This is a genomic window from Pseudomonas sp. ICMP 10191, assembly GCF_001467335.1.
Classification (GTDB): domain Bacteria; phylum Pseudomonadota; class Gammaproteobacteria; order Pseudomonadales; family Pseudomonadaceae; genus Aquipseudomonas; species Aquipseudomonas cerasi.
The window spans coordinates 145,361-158,749 of the sequence record NZ_LKGW01000102.1; the positions used below are offsets into that span (position 1 = coordinate 145,361).

Annotated in this window: 16 protein-coding genes and 1 riboswitch; of the genes, 8 read left to right on the forward strand and 8 right to left on the reverse strand. The window is 60.0% G+C overall.

Annotated features, from left to right (window positions below; all coding sequences use genetic code 11):
* The first annotated feature begins 65 nt into the window (after positions 1–65).
* Positions 66–353 carry a PA4642 family protein gene (locus AO388_RS09560; RefSeq protein ID WP_003365576.1) on the forward strand — a complete coding sequence of 96 codons (288 nt, stop codon included), beginning with the start codon at positions 66–68 and terminating at the stop codon, positions 351–353.
* A 198-nt stretch (positions 354–551) separates the two neighbouring features.
* Here the strand turns inward: AO388_RS09560 and AO388_RS09565 are convergent, their stop codons facing one another.
* Positions 552–1,385, reverse strand: coding sequence for an amino acid ABC transporter permease (locus tag AO388_RS09565; RefSeq protein ID WP_003365574.1), 834 nt, complete (start codon positions 1,383–1,385; stop codon positions 552–554).
* Entirely contained in the window at positions 1,382–2,203 is an 822-nt protein-coding gene (locus tag AO388_RS09570) for an ABC transporter substrate-binding protein (protein ID WP_003365572.1), read from the reverse strand. The genes AO388_RS09565 and AO388_RS09570 overlap by 4 nt, the downstream gene beginning before the upstream one ends.
* Before the next feature lie 110 nt (positions 2,204–2,313).
* Here AO388_RS09570 and AO388_RS09575 point away from each other — a divergent pair, with 110 nt between their 5' ends.
* A complete protein-coding gene (locus AO388_RS09575) occupies positions 2,314–3,210 on the forward strand; it encodes a homocysteine S-methyltransferase family protein (RefSeq protein ID WP_054080646.1) in 897 nt (298 codons plus the stop codon).
* An 88-nt stretch (positions 3,211–3,298) separates the two neighbouring features.
* On the opposite strand, the gene mqo is transcribed toward AO388_RS09575, so the two are convergent.
* Positions 3,299–4,807 (reverse strand): malate dehydrogenase (quinone), encoded by a 1,509-nt coding sequence (mqo, locus tag AO388_RS09580; protein ID WP_058416369.1) that lies wholly within the window; start codon positions 4,805–4,807, stop codon positions 3,299–3,301.
* A 722-nt stretch (positions 4,808–5,529) separates the two neighbouring features.
* Positions 5,530–5,763: a hypothetical protein gene (locus AO388_RS09585; protein WP_003365562.1), complete on the reverse strand. Its 234-nt coding sequence runs from the start codon at positions 5,761–5,763 to the stop codon at positions 5,530–5,532.
* Positions 5,764–5,991: 228 nt separating this feature from the next.
* Between AO388_RS09585 and AO388_RS09590 the strand changes: the two genes are divergently transcribed.
* Positions 5,992–6,573 (forward strand): YajG family lipoprotein, encoded by a 582-nt coding sequence (locus AO388_RS09590; protein ID WP_003365560.1) that lies wholly within the window; start codon positions 5,992–5,994, stop codon positions 6,571–6,573.
* Between the two features lie 62 nt (positions 6,574–6,635).
* On the opposite strand, the gene AO388_RS09595 is transcribed toward AO388_RS09590, so the two are convergent.
* On the reverse strand, positions 6,636–6,842 hold the full coding sequence (locus tag AO388_RS09595) for a hypothetical protein (protein ID WP_003346138.1): 207 nt from the start codon (positions 6,840–6,842) through the stop codon (positions 6,636–6,638).
* A gap of 298 nt (positions 6,843–7,140) precedes the next feature.
* Complete coding sequence (locus AO388_RS09600) at positions 7,141–8,304, reverse strand: 1-acyl-sn-glycerol-3-phosphate acyltransferase (RefSeq protein ID WP_032609513.1); 1,164 nt, start codon at positions 8,302–8,304, stop codon at positions 7,141–7,143.
* Between the two features lie 106 nt (positions 8,305–8,410).
* Between AO388_RS09600 and AO388_RS09605 the strand changes: the two genes are divergently transcribed.
* From AO388_RS09605 to AO388_RS09620, 4 genes are all read left to right on the forward strand, one after another.
* A complete protein-coding gene (locus AO388_RS09605; RefSeq protein ID WP_002552181.1) occupies positions 8,411–8,593 on the forward strand; it encodes a CPXCG motif-containing cysteine-rich protein in 183 nt (60 codons plus the stop codon).
* A complete protein-coding gene (locus AO388_RS09610; RefSeq protein WP_003365554.1) occupies positions 8,593–8,853 on the forward strand; it encodes a putative signal transducing protein in 261 nt (86 codons plus the stop codon). Before AO388_RS09605 ends, AO388_RS09610 begins: the two co-directional genes overlap by 1 nt.
* A 28-nt stretch (positions 8,854–8,881) precedes the next feature.
* A complete protein-coding gene (locus AO388_RS09615) occupies positions 8,882–9,511 on the forward strand; it encodes an SOS response-associated peptidase (protein WP_003365552.1) in 630 nt (209 codons plus the stop codon).
* Positions 9,512–9,694: 183 nt separating this feature from the next.
* On the forward strand, positions 9,695–10,513 hold the full coding sequence (locus tag AO388_RS09620) for a M48 family metallopeptidase (protein ID WP_003365550.1): 819 nt from the start codon (positions 9,695–9,697) through the stop codon (positions 10,511–10,513).
* Positions 10,514–10,567: 54 nt separating this feature from the next.
* Here the strand turns inward: AO388_RS09620 and AO388_RS09625 are convergent, their stop codons facing one another.
* Both AO388_RS09625 and AO388_RS09630 read right to left on the reverse strand, forming a co-directional pair.
* The gene (locus AO388_RS09625; RefSeq protein ID WP_003365548.1) at positions 10,568–11,152 is read right to left on the reverse strand and encodes a TMEM165/GDT1 family protein; all 585 of its coding nucleotides are present in this window, start codon (positions 11,150–11,152) and stop codon (positions 10,568–10,570) included.
* A 69-nt stretch (positions 11,153–11,221) separates the two neighbouring features.
* A riboswitch (yybP-ykoY riboswitch) is annotated at positions 11,222–11,360 on the reverse strand.
* Between the two features lie 38 nt (positions 11,361–11,398).
* Positions 11,399–12,397 (reverse strand): class I SAM-dependent methyltransferase, encoded by a 999-nt coding sequence (locus AO388_RS09630; RefSeq protein WP_054080647.1) that lies wholly within the window; start codon positions 12,395–12,397, stop codon positions 11,399–11,401.
* Between the two features lie 237 nt (positions 12,398–12,634).
* On the opposite strand from AO388_RS09630, the gene AO388_RS09635 reads away from it, so the two are divergent.
* On the forward strand, positions 12,635–13,267 hold the full coding sequence (locus tag AO388_RS09635; protein WP_003433697.1) for a LysE family translocator: 633 nt from the start codon (positions 12,635–12,637) through the stop codon (positions 13,265–13,267).
* Positions 13,268–13,389 lie beyond the last annotated feature (122 nt).

The following is a 13,389-nucleotide window of genomic DNA, read 5'->3' on the forward strand; positions in this document are numbered from 1 at the left end:
CGCGGCGCTCGCCGGAGGGTAAACTGCCCGACCGTGAAAGTGTCTGCGACCCGCTGGAGCCTGTAATGCGTAAAGATAAGAAGCAGTTGATTGGCGATGAGATCGGCGATGAGCAGATTAAACTGTTCCTCGATTTCGAGCCGTATGATGCTACCTCGCCGTCGCTGCACAAGCTGATCAAGGCCTACCGTGGGCTGCGCATCAACGATTTCGAACGCTTTCTGGTGTTCTTCAAGGAAGCGGGCCATGACTTCGATGGCAAGGACGAGCACGGTAACGATTTCATTGCCCTGATCAAGGATCAGCGCAACGCCGATGAATACATCGAACTGATCGAGAAAGCCCGCGGTTGACTATCCTGCCAAGGCTCCGCACTGCCAGGGCTGGACGCAGAGCGTCCGGAACTGCATTCCCACGCGGAGCGTGAGGAACGAGAGGCGCACCAGAGAACACCTATCGTGCCAATGCTCCGCGTTGGCATGCATTTCGTGACGCTCTGCGTCACACGGCTGCGCTGCACCGCACGCGGAGCGTAAGGACGAAAGCCGCAGTTATTTGCGCGCCTGATACGCCTTGCCGTAATGCCGCTCCAATCGTGACTGCAACAACTCCAGCCCGATCGACATGATCCAGTACAGCACCGCTGCGGTGGTCAGCATTTCGATGTATCGATAGCTGGAGCGGCCGTAAGACTGTGCCAGAAACATCACTTCCCAGACGCCCATCACTGAAATCAGTGAGGAGTCTTTGAGCATGGAGATGAACTGGTTGGTGGTCGGCGGAATGATCGTGCGCATGGCCTGGGGCAGGGTAACGCGCCAGAAGATCTGCGCCGGGCGCAAGGCCAGGGCCAGCGCGGCTTCACGCTGTCCGGCAGAGACGCCGATGATGCCCGCACGGAAAATCTCGCTCAGGTAAGCTCCGTAGTTGAGCGACAGCGCGATCACCCCCGCCGTGATGGCTCCGGGCACGATGCCGAGTTGTGGCAGGCCGAGATAGATCAGCAGGATCTGGATCAACAGCGGCGTGCCGCGAAAGAACGAGGCGTAAAAGCTGGCGATGCCGAACGCCACCGCGCTGCTGGAAAGCCGCGCGAGTGCCGTGACAAAGCCGAGCGCCACCGAGACCACGATCGAGCACACTGACACGAACAATGTCAGCGCCGCGCCCTGCAGAAAGCCGTTGGGGGCCAGATGCAGCCCGATCAGATTCGGCAGTTTGTCGAGGATGATCGACAGCTTCAGATCGAAGCTCAGGAAGAAACCGGCGAACAGCACAAACATGGCCAGCCAGGTCAGGTAAAGCCGTGTGCGGAAGCCGAAAACTCGCTTGAGCAGGCTCTGCTCGGCCTGCTCGGGTGGGCGCTGGGGCTGAAAGGAAGTCATTTGCTGATGTCAGCACCGATCCACTTTTGCGACAGCTTGCTCAGGGTGCCGTCGCTCTTGAGTTCGGCGAAGACTTGGCGAACCTTGGCGTCCCATTCCGGATCGTCTTTTTCGATGGCCACCGAGTTGGGTTCTTCATACAGCGGCTCGCCCGCCAGTTTGAAGCGCTTGTCCTGATCCAGGCGCGGTTTTGCGGTCACCAGATTGGTGAGTATCGCGTCCAGCCGCTTGCCAGCACCCAGCCCGAGGTCTTGAAAGGCCACGTTGTCGTTGTCGTACGGGGCGATCTGTACGTCTTCGAACGGGTACTGCAGTGGCTTGTCTTCGGCGCCATCAATGACCAGATTCTTGTTCAGATAGCTTTCATAGCTGGAGGCGCTGGTCAGACCGACCTTCTTGCCGCTCAGGTCCTTGGCCGAATGAATACGATCATCCGAGGCGTTGACTACGATCACCGCAGGCGAGGCGTAATACTCGACCGGGAAGTTGAACACTTCGGCGCGGGCCTTGCTCGGTGTCATCGAGCAGACGCAGATGTCATAACGGCCACTCCAGTGGCCTGCGGCGATCACGTCCCAGGACGGCGTTTCAAGGCGCAACTTGACGCCCAGTTTCTGCGCCACGGCCTTGGCGACGTCGACATCGAAGCCGTCCAGTTCATTCTTGTCATTCAGGAAAGAGAAGGGCGGGTAACTTTCCATGAGGACGTTGACCAGCTCTTTGTTTTTCTGCACGCGATCCAGCGTGGCGCCGGCCATAGCGTGTGTGGAGGCCGCCAGAGTGACCAGGCCGATGCCCAGCAGAGCGCGATAATTCACAGATTTCCCCTGAAAAAGTGTTTGTAGTTTGATGAAAGGGCCGTATTAAATACGTTATACAAGACTGACTCATAATGAGTTTTTTTCATATACATATAAGCAGATCACATATGACTCAAGGCACAACTGTAATTCTCGATGGCGGCATGGGCCGTGAACTGCAGCGTCGCGGAGCCCCGTTTCGCCAGCCGGAGTGGTCGGCTCTGGCATTGAGTGAAGCACCCGAAGCGGTGAGTGCGGTACACGCCGCTTATATCGAAAGTGGTGCTCAGGTCATCACCAGTAACAGCTACGCCGTCGTGCCGTTTCATATTGGCGAAGAACGTTTTGCCCGCGAAGGTCAGGCACTGGCTGCGCTGGCCGGGCAACTGGCGCGTGAGTCGGCCGATGCCTCTGGCGGACGCGCCCGTGTGGCGGGCTCCATTCCGCCGCTGTTCGGTTCCTATCGCCCTGACCTGTATCAGCCGGAGCAGGCTGCCGATGTGCTGAAACCACTGGTTGCCGGGCTGTCGCCGTATGTCGACCTGTGGCTGGCTGAAACCCAGAGCTGCATTCTCGAAGCGCAGACCATCCGCGCCGGGCTGCCCAATGACGGAAAACCGTTTTGGCTGTCGTTCACCCTGCAGGATGAGGACACTGACGAAACTCCGCGTCTGCGCTCAGGCGAGCCGGTCGCCGATGCCGCCAGGGCCGCCGCAGCAATGGGTGTCGCCACGCTGCTGTTCAACTGCAGCCAGCCAGAGGTGATCGGCGGCGCAATAGACGCGGCGCGTGAAGTGTTCAAGTCGTTGGACGTCGACATAGCCATTGGTGCGTATGCCAACGCCTTCCCGCCGCAACCCAAGGACGCCACGGCCAACGACGGTCTGGATGAGCTGCGTGAAGACCTTGACCCGCAGGGCTATCAGCAGTGGGCGGCAGACTGGGTCAAGCGCGGCGCCACGCACATTGGCGGCTGCTGCGGAATTGGCCCGGAGCACATTGCCGTACTGTCCCGAAGCCTCTGACCGGCACCTGCAATACACCCAATAAAAAGCCCCGTGGCTGGTAAAGGCTCACGGGGCTTTTTGTTACAGCACAGCAGCAGCGGTAGGGTCAGGCGAAGCTGTGTTCCTGGCTGCTTTTCTGGACCAGTTCCAGCGCCTCGTCGTTCTGCGCGCTGATGCGCTCGTAGAGCGGCGCATCGGTTTCGAGGATCTTTTCCCTGGCCGGGAAAATCTCTTCGAGCTTGGTCGCCCATTCCGTGCGGGTTTTCTCCGGGAAGCAGCGTTCGAGCAGCTCAAGCATGATCGACACGGTCACCGATGCACCCGGTGACGCACCGAGCAGGGCGGCCAATGAGCCGTCTTTTGCGGAGACTAGCTCGGTGCCGAATTGCAGCACGCCGCCTTTTTTCGCGTCTTTCTTGATGATCTGCACGCGCTGACCGGCGATTTCGAGACGCCAGTCTTCGGCTTTCGCCTCCGGATAGAAGCGGCGCAGCGATTCCAGGCGTTGCTCCATTGATTGCATCACTTCGCTGACCAGGTATTTGGTCAGGTCCATGTTGTCGCGCGCCACCGCCAGCATCGGTTTGATGTTGGCCACGCGGACCGAGAGCGGCAGGTCGAGGAACGAGCCGTGTTTCAGGAACTTGGTGGTGAAGCCGGCATACGGTCCGAACAGCAGGGATTTCTTGCCATCGACCACGCGGGTGTCCAGGTGCGGCACGGACATTGGCGGCGAACCCACGGCGGCCTGGCTGTAGACCTTGGCCTGGTGATGCTTGACCACTTCCGGGTTGTCGCAACGCAGCCACTGACCGCTGACCGGAAAGCCGCCAAAGCCCTTGCTTTCTTCGATGCCCGACAACTGCAACAGCGGCAACGCTGCGCCACCGGCACCGAGGAACACGAATTTGGCATCTATCTCACGCGTGCCGCCGCCATTCACGTCCTTGACGCTGACGGTCCAGCCAGCGCCGTTGCGGGTCAGGTTGGTCACACGGCTGCGGTACTTGATCTGTGTGCCTGGAGCACTGGTCAGATGGCCGAGCAGTTGATTGGTCAGCGCGCCAAAGTTGACGTCGGTGCCGTTCATCATGCGTGTTGCGGCAATTTTTTCGTCCGCAGGCCGCCCCGGCATCATCAATGGCATCCATTCGGCCAGCTTTGCCTTGTCTTCGGTGTATTCCATCGACGAGAAGGCGTGATGCTTGCTCATGGCTTCAAAACGGGTCTTGAGGAACGAGATGCCTTTTTCGCCCTGCACGAAGCTCAGGTGCGGGACCGGGTTGATGAACGATCTGGCTGAACCAAAGGTGCCCTTGCGTGCCAGATAGGCCCAGAACTGTTTCGAGACTTCGAACTGGGTGTTGATGTGCACCGCTTTCTTGATGTCGATGGAGCCATCAGCCGCAGGCGGCGTGTAGTTCAGCTCGCACAGACCTGCGTGGCCGGTGCCGGCGTTGTTCCACGGGTTGGAACTCTCTGCAGCACCGGAATCCATCAGCTCAACGACTTCCAGCGTGATGCCGGGGTCGAGCTCTTTAAGCAATACCGCCAGAGTGGCACTCATGATGCCCGCTCCGACCAGTACTACATCGACTGCTTCTTTATGCGCCATTAACGCGTCTCCAAAATCTGCAGCACCAAATTGACGGCATACGATCCTGAGGCTGGTTGCCAGGTGTTCGTGGGCTGGATCAAATGTCTACCCTCGTGCGCCTTGCCAGGATCGCCTGACCGATTCTTCGCAATTTTTCGCATCCAAAGCGCAGGTCCCGGTCAGGTCCGGTCATGGTTCATCATTGCTTCATGAACGCATTTCCAGGCCTGCGAGGCCATTCGACCATCGTCAGGGAGCCCCTTGTGCAATTGGCTCCTGCCGATGGCGTCAGGCTCCGGTCATGGAGGCGCAGTCGCGGTCAGTCCTGTTCAAGAGAGTCGGTTCAGACGCTGATGGTGCATTTACAAACGCGTACCTATTCATTTGCTCGCCACACTCTTGTGAAGTAGTGAAACCCGTTTTTTCACGTCCTTTTGGGAACGCGAACCAAACCTCGAAATGGCTGCGATGACAGCGCTGGCAGGTCAGGAGCATAAAGAGTGAGGCGCTGACGGGCGGGAAAGGTTCGATTCGATTCGAGCTTTCTTCACCTTTCATCGAGCACACTCGTGCGCAAATGACCTGTGTGGGCGGCTCTCTGTGGGCATTACGAAGGCGCTAATACGGCGATTAGCAGTGCTGCGAGGCCCGATCAGGAGACGTCCTTATAATCGGGGGGAGATTATAGCGATGAAATGGCAGGAATTGATCGCTTTAAATGACTTTTATTCGCTCTCCGGTCAGGCGGTGAGCAACTGGCCGCGCGTTGAGCGTTCGCTACGCTGCGTCACGCGTGCGCTGGCGGGCAGTGGTCGATTCAGCCAGCTGATCCGTTGCTCGGTCACTTCAACCCATTCCACGCCGGTCGGACGTTGCGCGCAGTGTTTGAATGCACGGCAGATGCCTGCCTGATCGATACGCGCGTAGTGGCGATGCTGGGGGCGTGCGGTGAACAGAGACCGGAACAGATTCATGGCGCAGCTCCTGTGACGTGAATGAGCGTCTGTGCGATGGAGGCGAGTCTGCCGCGTGGATGTGACGCCATGATTACACCGTGCCGGATGAATCTCGCCCTGCGTTGCTGCGTGAACCCCGATGCGTGTCGAATGTCCGAGGCTTAACGGTCAGTGGCCTCTGGTTAGCGGCTGTTACAGGCCGCTATACTGCGGCACATTCAGTGTCTGGCCCATGGAGAAATGAGCATGCTGCGTCGCATTTTGTTCGGTTTGCTTGCTGTAAGCAGTTTGACCCTGGTGGGTTGCGCCCACAGCCCACAACAACTCAGCCCCACGCCCAAGCTCAACGCGCAGCTGGCGCCGGTAGGGCGCGGGCAGCCTGTGGTGGTGCGTGTCGTCGACGGCCGTCCTGGCCCGACACTGGGCACGCGCGGCGGCATGTACCCGGAAACCAGTTCGATCAGCGTCAACGGTGCCGATATCGTTCCCAAGCTCCAGGCCCAGGCTGAAGCCGCCGTGCGCCTGTTGGGCTTTACGCCGACCCAGGGCGGCAGCGCTCCGCAGTTGACCGTGACCCTCGCTGACTTGAAGTACCAGTCGCCCAAGGAAGGTCTGTATGTGACTGAAGCCACCATCAGCTCGACGTTCCGCGCTGACGTGCGCAATAACGGTCGCACCTACAGTGGTCGTTACGCCGCATCGCTGGATCAGCGTTTCGGTATGGCGCCGAATCAGGAAACCAACACCAAGCTGGTGAGCGACGTGCTGAGCGACGCACTGACCCGCGTGTTCCAGGACCCGACCATCGGTTCGACCCTGTCGCAGTAAGCCTCTAACCATCGCGATAAAAAAGCCCGGCCCCTGTTGAGGGGGCCGGNCCGGGTTTGGTATCAGGCTGCCTGCTGGTAAAAGTCCAGAAAACTCAACCCCGTGTCCTGATCCAGATCCGGCAGATCATGATGAACATGCCCGCCCAGGGCGCAGTAGACCAACCAGTGGCGGTCCTGAACATTGAAGGCCAGGCCATCGATCAACTCCTGCTGCTCATCGCTTGGGGCAATGAGATAAAGGCGATCCTGATTTTTTGCATGCAGCATGACAAGCTCCAAAGAGAGGGAAGTCCGTTTCTCGAGGAGCCACACAATGCAGGCGAAGTATGACGCTGGGGTGACAGCGGCAGAGAATTGTCATGCAGAATATTTCGGGGGCGCATGACCACGCGGAGCATGGGCATGACACGTGTTCTCCCGCACACCTGTCGCTCCTCACGCTCCAGCATGGAAATGCCTTGGGTGACGCTCTGCGTCACGGCGCGCTGAAGCGCTCAAGACCGGACGCAGAGCATCCAGAACGGCGTACCCACGCGGAGTATGGGCGCGATAGACGTTCCGATTCTTAAAGCGCCAGCCCTGCCTTGACGCGGTACTGGTTGCGCACCGGTGTCGCGTATTGCTGAATCATGTAAGGGCGGTGCTCGATCGGCGTGCCAGCCAGGCGACTTTCCCACTCCTCCCTGGCGCGTTCGAGTTCATCGGCCGGGAACAGTGCGTCAGCCTTCGGCACTTCCAGCGCCGGATCGGCATCGCTCCACTGCGCGTAAGCCAGGTAATGCACCGGGAACAGCCGATAGCCGCCGAGAATCTGCCGGTCCATCTCGATGGCCAGTTGCTTGGTGTCCTCGAAATACTCGGTGATCGGCGGTGCGAAGTTCACGTGCACGCGGCCTTTATAGCCGGTGATGCCGAGGGCAATGCTCACGTCGTCTTCGCCCGGCGTCTTGGTGTAGACGCCGGTTGTCGCACGAATGTACAGCTCGCGGGCCTTGGCGCTGTCGCACGGATCATATTCGTAGCTGATCGACACCGGGATCAGGTTCAGCGAACGAATCACGTCGCCAAACGGCTCATCCTTGCGGCTCATGTGGAACATCTTGAGGATCGCCGACTCGGTACGGTCGTCACCGTCCTTGGCGCGGCCCTCGGCCTGAGCGATCCAGATCGACTGGCAGTCCTTGGTGATCGAGTGATTGATGTACGCCGACAGCAGTTGATAAGCCGCCATTTTCTCGCGTCGCCCGATGATCGAGCGATGCACGATGAAGCTCTTGTTCAGGCGCATCAGGTCGCTGACGAATGGCTTTTGCAGCAGGTTGTCGCCAATCGCGATGCGCGGAGTGGGCAGGCCTGCGTGGTACACGGCGTAGTTGACGAACGCCGGGTCCATGACGATATCGCGATGGTTGGCCAGAAACAGGTAGGCGCAACCGGACTTCAGCTGTTCGACGCCGGTGTAGGTGACCCCGTCCGTGGCGCGTTCGATCGTGTGGTCGACGTAATATTCGACCTTGTCCTGCAGCGTGGCGACCGAGTCGATACCGGCAAACTCGCGGCGCAGCTTGCGCGCCAGGGTAGGCTGCAGCAGCCAGCCGAATGCGCCCGCGAGGCGGGGAAAGCGGAATCGGGTCAGAATGGCGAGAAAGGCTTTGTCGCTCAGCAGACGTGCCAAGACGGCGGGGACTTCTGCATCGTTGTAAGGTCGGATGGCATCAAATTCGCCCATCATGCTCTCTTGTTTGAATCGAATAGGGTAAAAAGAAGACGGATTTGTTAAAACTGCCTTCTGAAGAATGGGTCAATTATACGCATAACTGATCCCGGAGACCGTGATGCAGGAATTACAGAGTTACGACTGCCCTTATTGCGGCGAACCTGTCGAAGCCGTACTGGACCTTTCCGGTGGCGATCAACAGTACATTGAAGACTGTCCGGTCTGTTGCCGCCCGATCATTTTCGACCTGCAGACCGACGGCGAAGACTGGAATCTGGACGTTCGCAGCGAGAACGAGTGATGCAGAAGATCTACGAGCCCGAGAACCTGATGGAGGCCGAGTTGCTGCTGGCAATGCTCGCCAGTGAAGGCATCAAGGCGCATCTGGCCGGTCGCGATCTGCTCGGGGCGATGGGCGAGCTGCCGGGGCTGGGGCTGCTGGCACTCAAGGTCGAAGATGCGCAGGTCGCTCGCGCACGAGCGTTGATCACTGCGTACAATAGTGCCTCGCCTCTGTCTGGCGATGAGCCGGACGACTTCCCCGATGTACTGGTGTGCTGAGCACCTTAAAAGAGTCTGATTAGCCCCCATGTGTGGACGCTACGCCCTGTTTCGCTGGACCCCTGCCTTTGCCGCCTTGCCCGGTTTTCCTGCCGATCAGCAGGCGCAATGGAATATTTCGCCAGCCGACTGGGTGTTGATCATGCGCGCCGCCGAAAACGCTGACGGTATCGAGCTGGTGCGCGCGCGCTGGGGCCTGACGCCGGCCTGGCTCACCGACCTGTCGAAAACGCCCGCCCATGCCCGCGCCGAAACCGTGGCCGAGCAGCCGATGTTTCGCGATGCCTTCACCCATCGCCGCTGTCTGCTCCCCGCCAACGGCTTTTACGAGTGGCGCGGCACGGTGCGCAAGCGTCCGTTCTGGCTGACGCCGGGGGAGGGCGCCGCGCTGTTTTTCGCCGCCATCTGGGAAGCCTATCCGGTGCAGGGGCATACGTACCTGAGCGTCGCGGTGGTCACCCAGGCGGCTGCGACCCAGCGTCGGCCATTGATTCTGGATGCCAAGGGTCAGAAAGACTGGCTGGCCGCCGACACGCCGCTGCCGACGTTGCAAGCGTTATTGGCTGCCCCGCAGACGGCGCTGCGCGAACGGCCTCTGGCCAATCTGGTCAACGATCCCAAGCTGAATGCGCCCGAGTGCCTCACGCCATTAAGCTAGGCGGGGACGGCAAAAAACACCGAATCGGACAAATCCGATATCCGCGTTGAAGTACATCTGATACAAACTGGACACACCTGCGGGAACCATCCACCCCTGTCAAAGACCAAGATGCGAGTTGGCCGGTATCTGGCGCAGAGGTCTGCCCCGGGACTGACCGTTTTACACACAAGGAGATACACCATGCGTCCTTCATTTGCCTTCTGTGCCTTGAGCGCTGCGTTGCTGCTCGGCGGGTGTCAGGCAGTCAATACCACGAGTGGCGACTCGGTCGGTGTGGAGCGCAAACAGTACATGTTCAGCATGCTCTCCACGGATGAAGTCAACAAAATGTACGCCCAGTCCTACCAGCAGACCGTTGGCGAGGCGACCAGCAAAGGTGTGCTGGACACCACCAGCGCCAATGCCAAGCGGGTTCATGCAATCGCCAATCGACTGATTGCCCAGGCGCCCAAATTGCGGCCTGATTCGGCGCAGTGGCAGTGGGAAGTCAACCTGATCAAGAGCGACGAGCTGAACGCCAATTGTGGTCCTGGCGGCAAGATTTTCGTTTACACCGGTCTGATTGATACCCTCAAGCTGACCGACGATGAAATCGCTGCGGTCATGGGCCACGAGATCGCCCATGCCCTGCGCGAGCATGGGCGTGAAGCGATGTCCAAGGCATACGGCGTTTCAATGGCCAAGCAGGGCGCAGGTGCCTTGCTGGGATTGGGACAGGACAGCCTGGCGTTGGCAGATACCGTGGTCAACTACAGCCTGACACTGCCCAACAGCCGCAGTAACGAGAACGAAGCCGATCTGCTCGGTCTGGAACTGGCCGCACGTGCCGGTTACAACCCGAATGCGGCGATCACCCTGTGGCAGAAGATGACCCAGAACTCCGGTGGTTCGCAGCCTGAGTTCATGAGCACTCACCCGGCCTCGGAAAGTCGCATCGCTTCGTTGCAGGCTGCGATTCCGAAAGTCATGCCGCTGTATCAGGCTGCCCCCAAATCCTGAGTGAACGAGTCGTCCGTAGCGTTGCGAGTGTCTTTGCAACGCTACGGGCCAGCATTACACCCAGCCGCTGACTTGCATTGCCTTGTAAACCGCCACCAGCGCCAGCACGAAGAACGCGCAGGCAGCCAGTCGGCGGATCAGGGTCAGTGGCAGTTTCTCGGCGGCGAAATTGCCCGCCAGTACCACCGGCACGTTGGCCAGCAGCATGCCCACCGTGGTGCCCAGAATGACCAGCCACAGATAGGAATACTGCGCCGCCAGCATCACCGTGGCGATCTGCGTCTTGTCACCGATTTCAGCGATGAAGAACGTAATCAGCGTGGTCATGAACGGGCCGAACTTGCGTGCCGTGCTGGCTTCGTCATCGTCCATCTTGTCCGGAACCAGTGTCCACAGCGCCGTGGCGGTAAAGCTGGCGGCGAGTATCCAGTGCAGCACTGCGTCTGACAGATAACTGCTGAACCACGCACCTACAGCGCCGGCTGCTGCATGGTTGGCCAGCGTTGCGGCAACGATGCCTGCGATGATCGGCCAGGGCTTGCGAAAGCGCGCAGCGAGAATGAGCGCGAGCAACTGCGTCTTGTCACCGATTTCGGCGAGTGCGACCACTGCGGTAGGGATTAAGAATGATTCCAGCATCAGGTTTCCTAAGGGGCGGGCCGACACGGCTATGACACGTACGACCTCCCCGCCCCGGGTAAGGTGTTCGTGTCATAGGTCTTGTCAAACCACCGATCCGTCTGAGCGGATTCCGGGTCGCACGTACCATGGTCTGAGGACCAAGTATGTTGATACGTGCCGGACGAGCATGGCGCTCGTGGGAGACTACTCCCCTAGGACGGAGCGGATTCTGCCTCCGCGAAAACGTTTCGGCAAGTGCTTATTTCAGGGGCGTTTGGCGCTGTAGATTTTGAAACCGTTGCCTTGCGCCCTGACTTCGCACTGCCCGACGTGCTCTTCGATCAGCGGCTGATAACGCAGAAAGTTATTCGCCACCAAGCGCAGTTCGCCGCCTGATTTAAGATGTTGGCGGGCTTTTCTCAGCAGGTTTTCCGTTGCCATGTAATCGGTATGAACGCCGACATGGAACGGCGGGTTGCTCAGAATCGTGTTCAACCCCATCGGTGCTGCGTCGATGCCGTCACCGGTCAGCACCTGGGCTTGCAGGCCATTGGCGGCCAGGGTCAGGCGCGAGCTGGCGGTGGCGAAGGCATCGACATCGAGCATGATGACTTCGTTGTGCGGGTAACGACGCTTGATCGCCGCCCCCAGCACTCCGGCGCCACAACCGAAGTCGAGCAGGTTGCCGCTGGGCAGCTTGTCAATGTTTTCCAGCAACAGGGCTGAACCACGATCAAGGCGGCCATGGCTGAACACGCCGGGCAGGCTGACGACGGTAAGCGGGCCGTCCTGCAATTCGATCTGGTAGGGCTTGGCGAGGCTTTCCAGGCTGACGGCTTGCGGTGCGTGCTCGACCGTCACCTGCCACAGCTGGCAGTGGCGGGCGCTGTCCAGCTTGCGTGCGCGACCGAACGGGCTCAGTTGCTTGGCAGCCGCTTCGATACCGCCACGTTTCTCGCCGACCAGAAACAGCTCGCGCCCGGCCAGTCGCGAGGCCAGCGCATTGAGCAGGTAGTCGGTCAGGTCGCGTGCCTTGGGCAGGAACAGCACGGCGGCTTCAAAAGCAGTCTGTGGCGCTTCGACGCCGAAATCCACGCGCCCTTCAAAACGTGCGTCCAGCGCCGCCTGATCACCGGCGTGCCAGCACCATCCACGGGCATCCGGCAGTTTTCCGAGCAGGTCATCGGCGGGCAGCCCGACCAACAACAGCGAGCCCTGAAACAGCTCGGCCTGACGGAGTAACACTTCACTGCGCGGGTCCATGGAATGGCTCCTGAAAAAGCGCGCAGTCTAACAGGATATGGGCCAGGACGACGCGGAGCGTCCGGAACGGCATGCGACGCAGGGCGCCGCACGATAGTTGCGATGATCATTCCGCACGCTCCAGCGTCGCACGATAGTTAGAGCAAGCCCTGCGTCGCATCAATGCGGGCACCTGTTGCGGACACACCAGACAGCGTAATCTGCCGAGTCAGACGTCAATCCTCCAGGAGGTCCCACATGTACTGGGCAGAGTTTCTTACCGTTGCGCTGATTCACTTGCTGGCGGTTGCCAGTCCCGGTCCGGATTTCGCGGTGGTGGTGCGTGAAAGCGTGACTCATGGGCGCAAGGCCGGGACCTGGGCGGCGTTGGGCGTCGGCTCGGCGATCTTTCTGCATGTGGGCTATTCGCTGCTGGGGATCGGGATTATCGTTTCCCAGTCCATCGTGCTGTTCAACGCGCTGAAATGGGCAGCCGCTGCCTATCTGCTGTACATCGGCATCAAGGCGTTGCGCGCCAAACCGGCCGCCGCGACGGGCGATGCCGCCATCAAGGCCACGCCCGGCGAGCGCACGGCGCGCGGTGCCTACATCAGCGGTTTCGTCACCAATGGCCTGAACCCCAAGGCGACGCTGTTCTTCCTCTCGCTGTTCACCGTGGTGATCAATCCGCATACGCCATTGCTGGTGCAGGGCGGTTACGGCGTGTATCTCGCGGTGGCGACGGCGGCGTGGTTCTGTCTGGTGGCGCGACTGTTCAGCCAGGCCCGGGTACGCGCAGGATTCGCGCGCATGGGGCACTGGTTCGACCGGGCCATGGGCGGCGTGCTGATCGCGCTGGGCATCAAGCTGGCGCTGACCGAGGTCCGCTGAAACCTGAATTCAGGACGCCTAACACCGAGCATATGCAGCAACCCGGACGCCCCTTGCAGACAGCACGGGGCGTCTCGCCAAATCATCCCTTTTACTGATTTCACTGGCAGCCCGAGGCCCTA